15 protein-coding genes are annotated in these 15,636 nt (G+C 35.7%); 13 read left to right on the top strand and 2 right to left on the bottom strand.

The window, feature by feature from the left end; genetic code table 11:
* The first annotated feature begins 685 nt into the window (after positions 1-685).
* The 4 genes from ACQQ2I_RS11300 (at position 686) to ACQQ2I_RS11285 (ending at position 3,175) form a co-directional block, all read left to right on the top strand.
* Entirely contained in the window at positions 686-829 is a 144-nt protein-coding gene (locus ACQQ2I_RS11300) for a hypothetical protein (protein WP_431026898.1), read from the top strand.
* A gap of 140 nt (positions 830-969) precedes the next feature.
* Positions 970-1,467, top strand: coding sequence for a GNAT family N-acetyltransferase (locus ACQQ2I_RS11295; RefSeq protein WP_431026897.1), 498 nt, complete (start codon positions 970-972; stop codon positions 1,465-1,467).
* A gap of 353 nt (positions 1,468-1,820) precedes the next feature.
* Positions 1,821-2,612 carry a hypothetical protein gene (locus ACQQ2I_RS11290; RefSeq protein WP_431026896.1) on the top strand — a complete coding sequence of 264 codons (792 nt, stop codon included), beginning with the start codon at positions 1,821-1,823 and terminating at the stop codon, positions 2,610-2,612.
* On the top strand, positions 2,612-3,175 hold the full coding sequence (locus tag ACQQ2I_RS11285; RefSeq protein ID WP_431026895.1) for a hypothetical protein: 564 nt from the start codon (positions 2,612-2,614) through the stop codon (positions 3,173-3,175). Before ACQQ2I_RS11290 ends, ACQQ2I_RS11285 begins: the two co-directional genes overlap by 1 nt.
* Before the next feature lie 60 nt (positions 3,176-3,235).
* On the opposite strand, the gene ACQQ2I_RS11280 is transcribed toward ACQQ2I_RS11285, so the two are convergent.
* A complete protein-coding gene (locus ACQQ2I_RS11280) occupies positions 3,236-3,844 on the bottom strand; it encodes a protein kinase family protein (RefSeq protein WP_431026894.1) in 609 nt (202 codons plus the stop codon).
* A gap of 333 nt (positions 3,845-4,177) precedes the next feature.
* On the opposite strand from ACQQ2I_RS11280, the gene ACQQ2I_RS11275 reads away from it, so the two are divergent.
* The 9 genes from ACQQ2I_RS11275 (at position 4,178) to ACQQ2I_RS11235 (ending at position 14,913) form a co-directional block, all read left to right on the top strand.
* Complete coding sequence (locus ACQQ2I_RS11275) at positions 4,178-4,843, top strand: TetR/AcrR family transcriptional regulator (protein ID WP_431026893.1); 666 nt, start codon at positions 4,178-4,180, stop codon at positions 4,841-4,843.
* 52 nt (positions 4,844-4,895) lie between these two features.
* Positions 4,896-5,618, top strand: coding sequence for an ABC transporter ATP-binding protein (locus ACQQ2I_RS11270; RefSeq protein WP_431026892.1), 723 nt, complete (start codon positions 4,896-4,898; stop codon positions 5,616-5,618).
* Positions 5,615-6,328, top strand: coding sequence for a hypothetical protein (locus tag ACQQ2I_RS11265; protein WP_431026891.1), 714 nt, complete (start codon positions 5,615-5,617; stop codon positions 6,326-6,328). The genes ACQQ2I_RS11270 and ACQQ2I_RS11265 overlap by 4 nt, the downstream gene beginning before the upstream one ends.
* Positions 6,329-6,333: 5 nt before the next feature.
* Positions 6,334-7,263, top strand: a complete 930-nt coding sequence (locus ACQQ2I_RS11260; protein ID WP_431026890.1) for an alpha/beta fold hydrolase — start codon at positions 6,334-6,336, stop codon at positions 7,261-7,263.
* A gap of 810 nt (positions 7,264-8,073) precedes the next feature.
* Positions 8,074-8,436, top strand: a complete 363-nt coding sequence (locus ACQQ2I_RS11255; protein ID WP_431026889.1) for a phage tail protein — start codon at positions 8,074-8,076, stop codon at positions 8,434-8,436.
* A 300-nt stretch (positions 8,437-8,736) separates the two neighbouring features.
* On the top strand, positions 8,737-12,138 hold the full coding sequence (locus ACQQ2I_RS11250) for an S-layer homology domain-containing protein (RefSeq protein ID WP_431026888.1): 3,402 nt from the start codon (positions 8,737-8,739) through the stop codon (positions 12,136-12,138).
* Between the two features lie 494 nt (positions 12,139-12,632).
* Positions 12,633-12,815 carry a hypothetical protein gene (locus ACQQ2I_RS11245; RefSeq protein ID WP_431026887.1) on the top strand — a complete coding sequence of 61 codons (183 nt, stop codon included), beginning with the start codon at positions 12,633-12,635 and terminating at the stop codon, positions 12,813-12,815.
* Positions 12,816-12,868: 53 nt separating this feature from the next.
* Positions 12,869-13,555 carry a TraR/DksA C4-type zinc finger protein gene (locus ACQQ2I_RS11240; RefSeq protein WP_431026886.1) on the top strand — a complete coding sequence of 229 codons (687 nt, stop codon included), beginning with the start codon at positions 12,869-12,871 and terminating at the stop codon, positions 13,553-13,555.
* A gap of 179 nt (positions 13,556-13,734) precedes the next feature.
* The gene (locus ACQQ2I_RS11235; protein WP_431026885.1) at positions 13,735-14,913 is read left to right on the top strand and encodes an FtsW/RodA/SpoVE family cell cycle protein; all 1,179 of its coding nucleotides are present in this window, start codon (positions 13,735-13,737) and stop codon (positions 14,911-14,913) included.
* 147 nt (positions 14,914-15,060) lie between these two features.
* Here ACQQ2I_RS11235 and ACQQ2I_RS11230 read toward each other — a convergent pair whose 3' ends face one another.
* Positions 15,061-15,495 (bottom strand): YugN family protein, encoded by a 435-nt coding sequence (locus ACQQ2I_RS11230; RefSeq protein ID WP_391370530.1) that lies wholly within the window; start codon positions 15,493-15,495, stop codon positions 15,061-15,063.
* Positions 15,496-15,636 lie beyond the last annotated feature (141 nt).

The raw sequence follows: 15,636 nt of genomic DNA, 5'->3' as shown, positions 1-15,636 counted from the left end.
TAGTTTTATATATATGTGCATTTTAATGTTCCAGCATAACGGTAGTGTTTTGCTCATAGGGGGATTTAGACCGGATACAGCGACGTTTTGCTCGGATACGGTAGCTTTTAGACCGTTCACCGCGGGCTTTTGCTCGGATACGGCAAGGTTTAGACCGAATGCACCGATGTTTTGCTCGTATACCATAGCTTTGATAATGTTAACTGTCGACAGTTTTAAGATGATTTATATAGAAGCCAGTAAAACTTGACAGCCTACTATCTATTTAAATTGAAAGTAGGCTTTTTGTATTGAAACGCTAAAGTAGGAGGAGGGACAAAAAACAATATGAGACGCTGTATAGTACCGGAGAAAATAGTTTATCCAATTACTCAAGATATTTTTCTATAGATAAATATGTAGAAATTAGCAATATTTCTTTGTTAACTGCAATATTCTTGAAAAATATTGTATTTATAAATTTTTCGTCCAACAATTATGTACAATATATAGTATATAATAATAAAATTTACAATTTACATAATTTTTAGCATGATGAGGAGTGCGGTATCTAGCATCTTGGTAGTGTCTCTTCGATTTTTCAAAGTAGTATACAAATCGTTTTTCCGTTTGTATTAGAGCTGTTGGCCAAAGTCTTTATGTTACAAGCAACTGAAGAACTAAACTGTTGAGAGGGAGCAAGTAAATGTTAATTATAATCATGTTTTTGCTAGCGATTCTAATCTTTTCTGTCATTGCAGTGGAGAAATTATTAGGAGCAATAAAAAAACAAAATGAAGAAATGATTCAGCTGCTCAAAGAGATTCGAGATAAAGAGGGAACATCATGAGTATTTGCAAGATAACAGAAGATATGAAAGTTGATGTCATTCAGTTTATTAGTAACGACGGGATTCTATTGCATGATGAGCTACGATTGAGGAAAGTTCTATGATGACAAATTTAAACATTTCAAGAGGAGAGGGAAAAGATGATGAACGTTCGTCAAGCAACTACTGAAGATGCAGGACAAATTGTAGAAGTAATGAAAAATGCCGAAGAGTCGGGCTTGATGCTGTTTAATCCGGGAGAAAGAAACGTAACAGCAACACAATTTGAAAAAGTAGTTGAAGCCATTAACAACAAAAATAATTCAGCCGTCTTTGTTGCTGTTGAACAAGACCGGATTTATGGCTATATAATTGTACAGGGGGATACGCCTAACCGCATTGCACATAGAGCGTATATTGTCATCGGAGTCCATAGCGAGAGTCGCGGAAAAGGTGTTGGGACGGCACTGTTTTTACATGTGGAGGAATGGGCAAGAGAAGTAGGGCTACAGCGCTTAGAGTTGACGGTCATTACGTATAATGATGCTGCTTATCATTTGTACAAAAAGATGGGCTTTGAAATGGAAGGGGTTAAACGAAGCTCACTTTGTATTGACGGAAGATATGTAGACGAGTACTATATGGCCAAGTTAATTTAAAATGATAGTGCCTAGTAAAGAGTTGATTCTATGTTTCGTTAGATCAACTCTATTTTTGTAATAATATAAGAAATCTACTCACAAAACATAGAAGAGGTGGACATGGTGAACATCGAAATTCTTCAATGGGCTAGCAAAGTCGATCACCTCCACCCCCGCAGTCACCGGAACTACTAGCAGCCTATTTTTGTATTTGATAATTTACTACACTATAAGCAGTAGAAATGATTCAACGTTTGAAGTTTTTAAATATCGTTAATCTACATTTGAGCGGATTCTATGTATAAAAGCCGCTCTATTTCATTGTTAAAAAGTACAAATTCAATTTCATTTTACCGAGGGGGAAGGGATGGATGAGCAAACGATTTATGATTGTTTTAACGGTAACAATCATCGCGGCGATCATGAGTTCCATTATTTACGAACAAAAGCAATTGGCACGACCTGTTGTGCTACAAGTAGCAATAAAAGAAAGCTCCCAAAAAATCGAAATAACATATGTAGTTAATACGGGTAGCGAGACTTATGTAGATGGAATTGAGTTTGGAGATAGTGATTTTTTCTTTGCTGACGCACCGATGTTCTACAATAATGCGCGTAAGGATAGTGTTCATTCTACTCACCGTTATTATGAAGTACGTTCTGCTAGTGTCGGGCTGGACGAATGGCAATGGTCAGCGTTACAGGAGCGTTTGTATTTAGGTGATGAGGCAGAAGTATATTTTGATGGGCATTCACCAATTGCAGTGAGTGATTCAATCGAATGGCACGGTACAGTAGTACAGCAGAACTCGCGAAGCATTATAAAAACATTTGATGAGCGTGAGTCAGTGAAAGGGCGAACAACATTTAAAGTGACAGAAGACGTGACGATTGAAGATGTAACAATTGAGCATAAAATGGCTGACACAACACTCTTGCACAATGAACAAGACATTACGTTTCCACTGTCATTAAAAGCAGAGGAAACATTTACAATTGATTTTGATAATCTTTATGCGTATGGAAATAGTAGCCCGATTCGCGTCACAATCAAGCTTGTGAATGCACAGGGGGAGTCGCTTGTCATCTATGAAAATATTGATAGCTATGTTTGGATGACAGATGAGCTATTAAAGGATTTCCTAGAGGAGGCTGGTGCATAATGGAGCGCTTATTTTCGCATATGATTTTTGGTGGGATTTTAATCTTTGTGGATATTTGGGTAGGGTTTGATTTATTGCCAGATGCGTTTGGTTGGATGCTCATCGCGACTAGTTTTTCAGCAAAAGTACAGCAGTTTAGCGGGGCAAAGCAGGCAAAAGTGTTGGCCACGGTATTAGCTATTGTCAACCTCCCCTTTGCAATTCAAGATATAGCGCTGTATGTCGATACACATATGCCGATCATCGTTTATGGTAGCCAGTTAGCGTTAGGCATTTTGATAGTAGTATTTTATTATTATTTCTTTTCAGTCGCGAAGCAAATTGCCGTACTGTATAGTCTGGAGGCATTGAATGGTACAAAGTGGATGGCTTATTTTTTAGTTGGTACACAGTGTATACTCGTTTGGATTCAAATCATTTCACCACATGTAGTACAGCATGGGCTAGAAATGGTTGGGACACTGTTTTTATTGATTATATTATTTGTGTACATTTCATTTGTTGGTTATTTAGTGAAGATGTATGAGCGCTGTAAAAAGCAACCTCCTGAGATGAACACATAGTATGAGCTGATTCTACAATATGTTAGAATCAGCTCATTTTTCTACTTACCTCTATAGTTCTTACTCTACAAAACGTAGTCCAGTTTTATAGATGGCGGCTATACAGTTCAGTATGAATTTAGGGATGCGTTTTGGAAAATACGATTTTACATAGCCCTTGAAATAGACTTTCTGTAAATCATCCCACTGTCGATCTTTTTTTGTTTGGCGAAAACGTGCTACATCAATTAATTTCACTTCTTGCTTTGGGGTAATGATGATGTTTTTTAGATGAATGTCTGAAGGATTTAGTCCTACTTCTCTTGCTATTTCTAATGCTTCATTAATTTCACGTATTTTTTCTTCACATACATAAATGCCATTTTCTAAGCATTGAAATAACGTATGTCCTTCGAGGTAATCAATTACAATATAGTTTATTCCCACATCGTGTAAAGTAGGATAATAGTTGCCAGACGGAAGTTTTTTATAAATCGTAGCTTCTTCAGAGGCGATATGTGTTTTATGAGGGAAGAACACTTTTAAAGCAACTTGTTCATGTTGCACTTTGAACACATAGGCGCTTCTCCCAATGCCAATCAATTGCAGCTCTTCACTATAACTTTTTAACTTCGGTATTCTCCCTTTTTTTGACATTACTACACTAGCGGCTAATTTTTGATATTTCATGCAGAACACCTCATTTTAAACAAAAACCAATTTAAATAAATGCAGCGCTAGCCTTGATTTATTCAAAATAGGTTTTTTCGTTTAGACAGTCGTTATTATTATAGCAAAATTTTTTTATAATGCCTTTTATTTAGATTATAGAGGAATGGAAAAAATGGTGACTACATCACCTTTATTCTAAAATGAAACGGGATTTACTTGATTGTTGTCTAATAAAGGACGGGACGGATATTAAACCATTTTAAATTCAATTGCAGTCATGTCTGATAATTAGGTTTATTAATAAGCTATTGACAGTTTTGATTTTTAATGAGAGAGTTGAATTACAGACTGATGGTTTGTAAAGGAGGGGTTATCATCGTTAGAAATAGAAATCCTGAAAAAACTGTGGAAAAAATCTTACATGTATCTAGAGATTTGTTTTTTGAAAAAGGATATGATAATACAACAATGCAAGATATTATCGATCAAGGTTTAAGTAAGGGAGCAATTTATCATCATTTTAAATCAAAGAGAGAAATTTTTGAAAGAATTATGCAAGGGATAGAAGGTGATAATAATTGTGTTATAAGCATTACTAATATGCGAGATACAAATGCTTTAGAAAGATTAAAAGAGCTATTATATATTCGATTAACGGATGAAGAGAAAATTAAACTTCTCCAAAAGGCAAAGACATTATTTGAAGATCCAAAGGTATTTGGGGAACTATACAAGGTGAATATAAAATATACTACAGAGCAAATAAAGGAATTTATTAATCAAGGAAATGAAGATTCTTCTATGCAATGTAGTTATGTGGAGGAAACGGCAGAACTTATCACGCTGTTCTTTAGTGTTTGGATTGGTACCTCGATTTATGATGTAAGCCAAGAGGAGTTTAGAAAAAAAGTGGAATATTACAGTATGCTGTTTCAAAATTCGGGTGTTAATTTAATGGATGAAAGATTGTATACAGCATTATTAACTTACTATGAGAAAATAGCAAAAGTTGCTTAGGCAACTTTTATTTTGGAAGTTTACAGACTGATGGTTTGTATAGGAGGTAAATATGATTGAGATTAATAATATAACGAAAAGTTTTGAGGGCTATACGGTATTGGATTCATGTAGTTTTAAGGGGGAAAATAAAATATATGGATTGCTAGGGAGAAATGGTGCAGGCAAAACAACGTTATTTAAAATACTGCTTGGATTACTAACGCCTAGTAAAGGATATGCAAAAATTTGCGGGAAAAATTCTAAAGAAGAACGCCAACAAGTTCTTCGTTTAGTAGGTGCTACAATTGAACAACCAAAGCTTTATACTTACTTATCAGCACGCGAGAATCTTTCTATCCATTTAAGTTACATGGGCTTTGGTGATAATGAACATCAAGTTTTAATAGAAGAAGCACTCAGTTGTGTAGGGTTAACGAATGAGATAGAAAAGAAGGTTTCTAAATACTCTTTAGGAATGAAGCAGCGATTAGCGATTGCAAGAGCGATCGTTCATCAACCAAAAGTGTTGATACTGGACGAACCTATGAATGGATTAGATCCAATAGGTATTAAAGATATGAGAAATCTCTTTAAGAAACTTGCTTTGGAAAAATCGATGACAATATTATTTTCAAGTCATATATTAAATGAAGTAATGGCCGTGTCAGACCATGTGCTCATTTTACGAGATGGAAAGATTGTATTAGCAGAAGAAAAAGAAGAAATTGTATCTAAATATAAAGAGAATGTGGAATCGTTTTTAATTAAATGTATGGGAGCGTCAAATATATGATGCAATTAATTAAATTAGAATATAAAAGAAACCCAATTCATTCGTACATTGTAAGCTTTGTTATTTTATCTATTGTAATTCTTGGACTAAGTTATTTTTTTGCTTTAGTCTCACATATTAAGCCAGAAGAAGCAAAAGTGAATGCTGCAATTACCACATATGCATATGTCTTTAATATGATTAATCTAATTTCACTCGTAAGTTTCTCTGTTTTTTCTTCAGTGTTGTTTTCAAAATATATTATTGAGGAATATAAAGGAGATTCCTTCTTCCTATTGTCCTTATATCCAGTCAGCCGTAAGAAAGTGTTTTTCTCTAAGGTTATTTTATGTGTTACTCTTACACTTTTATTTTCTATTACATCACAGCTATTCGTCTACTTATTTTTTATGTTGACTGAGTCAATTATGCCGATTATGGAGAATGATGTATTTACTTGGCAGCTATTAATTTCTGTATTACCAAATATTACCCTGGTAGCTTTGCAAGCTGTTTTAGTAGGTTTAATAGCGATGCGAATTGGATTTATAAATCGTTCGCTGCCAACAACTATTATTTCATCTGTTATTATTAGTATCATTTTTTGTAACATAGTAACCATTGGTAATGCTACAATATTGAATTTTGTTACTATCATATTTTACATCATCATTCTTTTTACAATCATTAAACAATCGGAACAAGTCGATGGTATGGAATTAAAGGAGTAGAACATATGATTAAAAAAGAGACGATCATAATTAATAATATTGCGCAAGGATATATTATGTGTGAACAAAATAAAAAAGCGCCAGTTATTCTTTATTTACATGGAGGGCCAGGAAGTCCAGAATACCCTATTTTTCAATCTCAGCTAAATGCCTCATATTTATGTGAGTTTAATATTTGCTATTACGACCATAGAGGCTGTGGATTATCATTCAATAAGAAATCCAAGTTATCTTTAGACCTTTTAATTGAAGATGTTCTTGATATTACTAAGCACTTAATTAAAAAATATAATAAGAAGAATATTATATTAGTTGCACACTCCTTTGGCACTTATTTAGGTATTAAAGCAGTTCAAGCACAGCCAGAATACTATTCCTCGTATATTGGTATTTCACAAATAACTAATGTTAAAGAATCTGAACGAAGAATTTACGATGATTTATTGAAAGTTTGTAAAGAGAAAAAAGATTATAAAGGTAAAAGGTTGTTAAAGAAAAATACGAATAGTGTAAAGAAGTTATCTAATCATTATATGAAAAATGTGAAAGGGAGACTTTTAAAACGATACCAAATAGGATTAACGAGAAAACCATTACCTACCTATTTTATAATTGGAAAAATATTTTCTTTTCCATTATATAGCTTGAAAAATAAATTAGAATATTGTAAAGGGTTGATCTATAGCTCTAGGTCACTATTTCCGATGACTAAAGAAATTAACTTATTTCAGAATTCATATAATTTCAAAATACCTATTTATTTTATTCATGGAATCTATGACTATCAAATATCAAGATCGCTTGTAAATGAGTATTTTGAAAAATTAAAGTCCCCCAAAAAAGAATTAATAATCTTTGAAGAATCTGCTCACTTTCCTAATTTTGAAGAACCTGATAAATTTAATAAAATAATCACTTCACTTTGCAATACTTAGCAATAATTCCTTGGGTGATTTAGAGTGAGGTTTGAATAGTTGTAAGTATGTTTACAAAATAAAGAAGTTACTTTTCCTGAAAGAGGTTTTTTAGAAAAGGACGATAGAGAGTGATACTTATTACACTAGACGGTTCTTATGAAAATACATATCGTTTTGCGATAACAGGTAAAACGTTAGACAAGCTGAAAGTAGTGGAGAAATTAAATATTATTCTTCTATAAGTTAGTAAGCTCAAGGTCGATTCCTGTACTTGCTTATTAGCATGTTATTCTTTCATCAATTGAGATGAGAGAATAACATTTTTTATTTCGATCCAAATATACAACTTCAAATGAGTGAATTCCTAAACATATAGTACCATTTTAGTGGCTGCTACTTTCAACGCACTTGTTGGTTTACCTACGGAAAGGGGGAAATATTTACCGTTTTTAAAATATCTTATCCAGTTTAACCTATTTTTAATATTTACCCTTTACAATTTCGGTGGAGGTGATTGAAAACTTTAATAATAGATAAATTTACTGAAAATGCAGAGCGTTTGTTTAATGTGTATGCAAGTTCAAGAAAACCTGAAGTAGAATCGTGGAGATGAGAAAAAAAGACCGTCTCTCAATTTCTACATACGTAATTTTTATGTCAGCGACGTTCCTATGAAATGCATTACCCTAGAAATAGAAATTCTCATTTATAAAAATAAGAAGGTAAGACACTTACTGGATGAGATGCACATGGAGTGGTTATGAAGGTAACGTAGTAAGAGGAGTATGTCTAAAGGACTGACTATTTAGAAAAGTGGAGGTGTTGACAATGGAAGCGTATCTAGGAGAGATTCATTTGTTTGCGGGTGACTATGCACCACAGGGGTGGGCATTTTGTAATGGTCAATTATTATCGATAGTGGAAAATGATGCATTATATGCCCTTATTGGTACGACATATTGTGGAGATGGGCAAATGACATTTGCGTTACCTGATTATCAAAGTAGAGTTGTGATACATCAAGGTACAAATTTAGCAACTGGTACGACACATGCTATAGGACAAAAAGGTGGATCAGAAACAGTAACGCTAATAACTGGGCAACTTCCAGCTCATACACATCAAGTCGTCGCTTATAACGCGGAGGCGGCAACAAATAGTCCGTTGAATAATGTTTGGTCAAAAGGTTAGTGAACTACCTAGCCATCGTCATATTCCGAATTGTAATAACACACCAGACACAATAGAACCACAAAATGCCATTTGGTCAGGGAAAAGTGGTAGAGGGAGTACCAATCTTTATTCAACAGAGATAAATAGTCCAATGAGTTCATTAGCTTTAGGCAGTACAGGAGGAAATCAGTCGCACAATAATATGCAACCGTATCTAGCAGTAAATTTCATTATTTATTTGGATGGAGAATTTCCACCTCGAAGTTGAATAGGCTTTGAACAAAATCAGGTAGAGGAAGGTGGGGAAATTTGTAATTTATGAATAAAAAAATAGTAAAACTCTTTCTATGTTTTATACTTGTGTTATTTTCTCAATTACAAGTAGTATCATTTATCACGCCAGTTAAAGTAAAAGCTGCTAGTTACCCAAATTTAACTCAAGATTTAACACAAGAGAACTGGTTATTAAATTCAAATGATGGGTTTGTTGTAACTGGTGCTCCGTTCGAATTTTCTTCTGACCACGATTTTCCGCCAGGTCGTTATTTATATAATTCGGGATTGGGACCAGATTCCGTAACCATTTCAGCTGGTGAAGAATTTACGGGAGGAACGTTTGACTTAACACAGCTAAAGTTAGATACATTTATCAATCCTAATTTATACACAATTAATATAAAAGGATATGATTTAAATCATAATCTAAAAGGGGAGCATACTGAAAACTCTATTAAGGGCAAACGATATTATACGGTTAATGTAAATATAAAAGGTATTAATTATTTCGTCATTACTGTTACGACAGATAGAGGAGGCGTGTGGGATGTCACTTTTTTAGAATTCACAATCGCCAATCCAACACCTCCACTAAACACCTCCCCAACCGATATTACTTTAACTAATAGTAGTATTAGGGAACAGCAACCGGTAGGCACTTCAGTCGGAACTTTAAGTGCTGTTGATCCAGATCAGGGTGACACGTTTACTTACTCTTTATCAGGTACAGGTGCATCAGCTTTTAGCATTGTTGGAAGCGAACTAAAAACAAACACGGTATTTAATTATTCAGCTAAAAGTTCTTATAATATTGCCATTACTGTAACAGATTCGGCTGCCAATACTTTGATAAAGTCATTTACGATTAATGTGTTAGACAATACCCCCCCCGTAGTGACAGGTGTAGCAAGTGACGGAGTGTATAATAACGACGTCACAATATCTTTTAATGAAGGAACGGCAACATTGAATGGAGCCGCATTTACAAGTGGAACTATAGTAAACTCTGAAGGTAATTATACATTAGTTGTAACAGATACAGCAGGGAATACGACAACAGTGTCCTTTAAAATGGATAAAACGCCGCCAACAGGAACTCTTTCTATCAATAACGAAGCTGCTAGTACAAATACAGAAAATGTAACGTTATCGCTAACGGGAACAGATGCAAACGGACCAATTGAAATGCGTTTTTCTTCCGATAACATAACATGGAGTGCATGGGAGCCGTTTAGTTCAAGTAAAAGCTGGACATTATCAGCAGGTGATGGAACAAAAATGGTTTATATGCAGTTAAGGGATATGGCAGATAATGTAGGGGTAACAACTTCAGGTTCAATTAACTTAGATACCACCCCACCCGTAGTGACAGGTATAGCAAATAACGGAGTATATAATACAGATGTTACAATATCTTTTAATGAAGGGACCGCAACATTGAATGGAACCGCATTTACAAGTGGAGCTACAGTAAGTTCTGATGGAGATTACACATTAGTTGTAACAGATCCAGCGGGGAATACGACAACAGTGTCCTTTAAAATAGATAAAACACCTCCAGCAGGAACGCTAGCTATCAATAACGGAGCTACCGGTACAAACACAGAAAATGTAACGCTATCATTAACGGGAACAGATGCAAATGGACCAATCGAAATGCGCTTTTCTAATGATGATGTGACATGGAGTGGATGGGAGGCATTTAGTTCAAGCAAAAGCTGGACATTATCAGCTGGTGAAGGAGCAAAAACGGTTTATGTGCAGTTAAGGGATGCAGCAAGTAATACATCCTCTTTTTCTAATAGCATTATTCTAGACCAAACACCGCCGACGGGAACACTAGCGATCAATAACGGAGCTTCCAGTACAAATACAGAAAATGTAACGTTATCGTTAACAGGAATAGATGCAAATGGACCAATCGAAATGCGTTTTTCTAATGATAATGTGACATGGGGTGGATGGGAGCCATTCGCTTCTACTAAACCGTATACATTGCTATCTGGCGAGGGGACAAAAACAGTGTATATGCAGTTAAAGGATGTAGCAGGTAATAGTTCATCTGCTTATTCTGCTACGATTATATTAGATCAGACTCCTATTATGGTAACAGGTGTGATGAATAATGAAGTATACAATGCAGATGTAACGATTACTTATAATAAGGGAGCCGCTACACTGAATGGAAAGCTATTTACAAGTGGAACTGTAGTAAGCACTGACGGGGATTACATTTTAACTGTAACAGATGAGTCAGGGAATAAGACGACCGTATCATTTAAAATAGATCAAACCTCACCAGTAGTGACAGGTGTGGAAAATAATAAAGTCTATGATAAGGATGTAACAGTTACTTACAATGAAGGAACGGCAACGCTAAATGGTAGTCCATTTACAAGCGGTACGACAATCAGTAATAAGGGAAGTTATACATTAGTCGTAACGGACGGTGCAGGTAATAATGTAACAATCTCGTTTACAATAAAAGGTCCACTTTTAGCTGTTACGTATGATGGAAATGGTGCCACAAGTGGACAAGTGCCAATGGATGCTAATCGTTATCAAGCACAAGACATCATAACGATTAAAGGCAATACAGGGCAGTTGGCAAACACAGGTTATAGTTTCTTAGGCTGGAATACAAAACAGGATGGTACAGGTACAACATATAGAGAGGGTCAAACTATGCCAATAGGCACGACTGATCTGATGTTGTATGCGATATGGACGTTAGATAATACATCTGGTGGCGGTTCTAATCCAGGTCCAACACCTGAACCACCAAATCCAACACCGACACCAAAGCCGGAACAGCCAAATCCAACACCGACACCAAAGCCAGAGCAACCAAGCCCTACACCAACACCAAAGCCGGAACAACCAGAAAAGCCGATAAACAATGTGACATTTTCGGATATACCAGCAGATCATTGGGCGAGTGAACTAATTGCTGATTTTGCAAGACAAGGGTTTATAACAGGGTATCCGGATGGGCAGTTTAGACCAAATGAGTCCATTACACGTCAACACGTGGCTGTTATACTGGCACGTGTACTACAGTTAGAACCAAAAAGGAATCCTGTAGCCTTTAATGATGTTCCGACTAGCCATCCGTATTACGAATCGATTATGTTAGTACAGCAAGCGGGTCTTGTTGATGGAGTGAATGGTAATTTCAATCCGAACGTTCAAATTACACGTGCTCAAATGGCAAAACTGTTAGCGCTAGCACTAAATTTACCATTAACAGGCGCAGAAGGATTTAACGATGTATCATCTACACATTGGGCATTTGAATATATTGCAGCGTTAAAAGCACATGGCATTGCGTTCGGTAGTAAGGGTGATTTTAACCCAGAGGCTCAGTTAACACGTGCGCAGTTCGTAGCTTTCCTGCACAGAGCTCTTACATTAATCAATGATAATGTGGAAACTAACAACTAACGGTGCTCAGGCATTTTAATTGTATGGTGAAACACATATAAGATATTAATTAGTTTTAATATAAAAATGATATCAGATTAACTTTGTTATTCACTTTATGCAGCTTTAGGCATAAGTTCGGTTTAGTATCGGACTTATGTCTTTTTGATGTTTGATAAGTTAAAATGAGAAGAGCCATAAGTAGCAATTTATACCTGCAAGCGGATACATAATCTTATTATAAAAAATGCCGAATAAATACTGATAGGTTTATTACTTTAAGTAGATCCGTCTGAGAAAATAATGAAGGCAATGTTATAAATTGTGATAATATGGTAACGTAATCGGTGATTTTGTTTTAGTGTGGAAAAGACGGGGAGCTAACGATTCAAGTATTTCACAAACAGCGTATAGCGCGGTCGTTATTAAATTTAGTACAAAACATATTATCCGACTCTATATAATATAAAAAATTTATAACAAGCCATTAAGAAAAAGAAAAGGGGAGGGAACTAATGAAATTTATCAAAGCCATGTATGTCGTGATGGGCTTAATGCTTTTCGTAAACTTAACGAATGTAACCGTTTTTCATAATAACTATGCAGGCATTTCGCTTTGGATTTGTTTAGTATTATTTATTTTAGGGACGGCATTTTTTATCAATGCTCGTCAAATTCATAGCAAGCGAAACGAATAATATTTATAACTTCACGTCAATCCGCTCATACTACGAACGAAAGGAAGGACGTGATGGCCATTCTAACTGAAAAACAGAAAACAAAATTACGACATATGTTAATCGAACGAAAAAATTCATTAGAAGAGGTTGTTGGGGAGGACGACCTGTTAGACAAAGGCAGTTTACGCGATTCAGTCGATGAATTATCGACGATCGACAATCATCCAGCCGATTTAGCAACGGAATTATATGAACGTGAAAAAGACATGGCATTAAAAGCACATAATGATGATGAATTAGCGAAAGTACATGCAGCACTACAGGCAATGGAAGATGGTACGTATGGAGTGTGTGCAAAATGTCAAGAAGATATTCCATATGACCGTTTAAGTGCAGTTCCGTATACGTTGTTTTGTATAGAACATACTGAAGCAAGAAATATTCCAACGGACCGTCCAGTGGAAGAACAAGTAATATTGCCAGCTGTTGATAATTCCTTCGCTGGTCGGGATGATAAAGACGATATCCATGATTACGAAGACTCATTCCAAGAAGTTGCCCATTATGGAACGTCCGAAACACCGTCTGATTTCGAAGGGGATTTTGATGATTACAATGACTTGTATGATGACCCCGAGGAAATTGGAATGGATGAAGAAATTGAGTCTTTACCGATTTCCGAAATTGATGAATTAACAGGGCAAGTCTCCAGAATGGAAATCGAACGAGCCCGACAATTTGATTATTTAGACGATTAATAATCATGCTGCATAAAGAATCACGAGCCGTTACTCAAATAGAGTAGCGGCTTATTTATTTGTACATAGCAGCTTATAGTATGAAGCTCTTTAGCAAGGTTTTAACATAATCAAATATATTGTATTTGAAGAGTATTTTTTCATCTAAAGCAAACATACCGTGTGTAATAAGGCGAAGGATGAGGAGGACGAGCGTTGGGATTGAGCGCTATATTGATAAGTATATCCTGTTGTATATAGGAATTTTGGGGGTTATTAGCTGTGTCTTTATTTACTCTAGTACAAAGGTATTTACTCAATATTCAGGTTCATTTGTGACAAAGCAAATGATTTTTTACGTCATCGGCTTTACTTTTATGACAGGGATTGCCTTTTTAAAAATGGAGCATTTAAAGAAAATAGATTGGTATTTTTATGCCTTAATTGTTTTATTGTTAATCGGGTTAATTTTTGCGCCGGAAAGTATTGCGAAGCCTGTGAATGAGGCGAAGGCATGGTATCAAATTAAATGGCTTGGCTCTTTTCAGCCTTCTGAATTTTTAAAGGTTGCGTTTGTATTAGTCGTGGCAAAGTTAATAGAGAGCCATCATGAAAAAACAGACAATCAAACATTCCTGTCAGATTGTTTATTGTTAGGAAAAATTGCTGCTGTGACGATTCCACCTATATTGCTCGTCTATCAACAGCCTGATACGGGCATGATTATGCTTTATGCCGCATTGTTAATACCGATGCTTTATTTTTCAGCGATTAGCAAAAAAATATTAATTTCATTCGCGTTAATACCTGTAACAATCCTCATTGCGATTATCATTGCGTATTTTCAATTTCCTCATTTTTATTCAGAACAACTAGTAGGGCAACTGTCACCGCACCAAATTTCTAGAATAAATGGCTGGCTGCATCCGTTTGAACATGAGGATTCGGCTTATCAAACGAGACAGGGGATATTGGCGATTGGGTCTGGTGAAGTAACAGGTAAAGGGGTTTTAGGGAATAATGTGTATGTGCCGGAGAAGCATACAGACTTTATTTTCGCCACGATTGCAGAGGAGTTAGGGTTTATTGGTGGAGCGCTCGTCATTTTATTGTACTTTCTATTAATCTACCGTTTTCTGTTGATTATCGTGAGGGCGAATTCGACATTTGCCTATGCAGCGGGCGCTGGCATCATTGGATTGTTCGCATTTCAAATATGTCAAAACATTGGCATGACAATGGGGCTGTTGCCAGTGACAGGTGTCACATTACCATTTTTAAGTTACGGCGGGAGCTCACTATTATCCAATTTTATGTTGATAGGCATAATGCTAGCTTTTATTAAAATAGATTATGAAGAGACCGATGTATTACAATAGAGAATATGAAAAGGTATCATCATGAAAGGGGTCGTCTGAAAAGACATTTTGATGCGACCACCGCAGGAGCAATATTTCTTAATGGATCATTATGAAGGATTGAAGGGGGCTGAAAGTTTTTACTTTCTGGCCCCTTTTTTCTGTATGTTAATAAATATTTTCTGCCTGGATATAAGGTAGAACTTCTTGTGATACAAGCTCTTCACTCATGTGTACCCATTTGCTTTTATCGATGATTGGGGCATCTTTATCGATAGGCGATTGGAACTGACTAAAACCCGTTGTATCCATTAACGAGCTACCATCATAATCTAGCCCCACATGGACAACGTGTTTAATGACATAGGGTTCTTGGAAGCGAATTACGGTGTTATAGCCATCTAATTCTCCTTCAGTCACTTCAAACGGCATCCGTAAATAAATTGTTTCCCCTTCTTCTTGGTTACAGTGTAAAGTCGTATCAAAACTCCCTTTATCATAATCCCAGTTCCCGCCGATGGAGAAACCGTGTTTTTCAATACGTTCACGTAGCTGTCCGAAATGTGCATATTTTCCAATAATATCAGATTGAACTCTTAGCATATGATTGCCTCCTAAAGTTGTTTATACGAAAAGTTTATCCTAATAGAAGGTAATGCATACCATTTTAAAGGTGAAATATAGCGCGGCTAGTTGAAACTTGATTGAACGTAAGAAGGGGCTGTCCGAAAAGTGTTACTTTTA

Origin of the sequence: Lysinibacillus sp. LZ02, assembly GCF_050613145.1 — a bacterium.
Lineage (GTDB): Bacteria > Bacillota > Bacilli > Bacillales_A > Planococcaceae > Lysinibacillus_B.
Note: the sequence above shows the minus strand (reverse complement) of the source record. Positions and strands in the feature narration are given on the sequence as shown.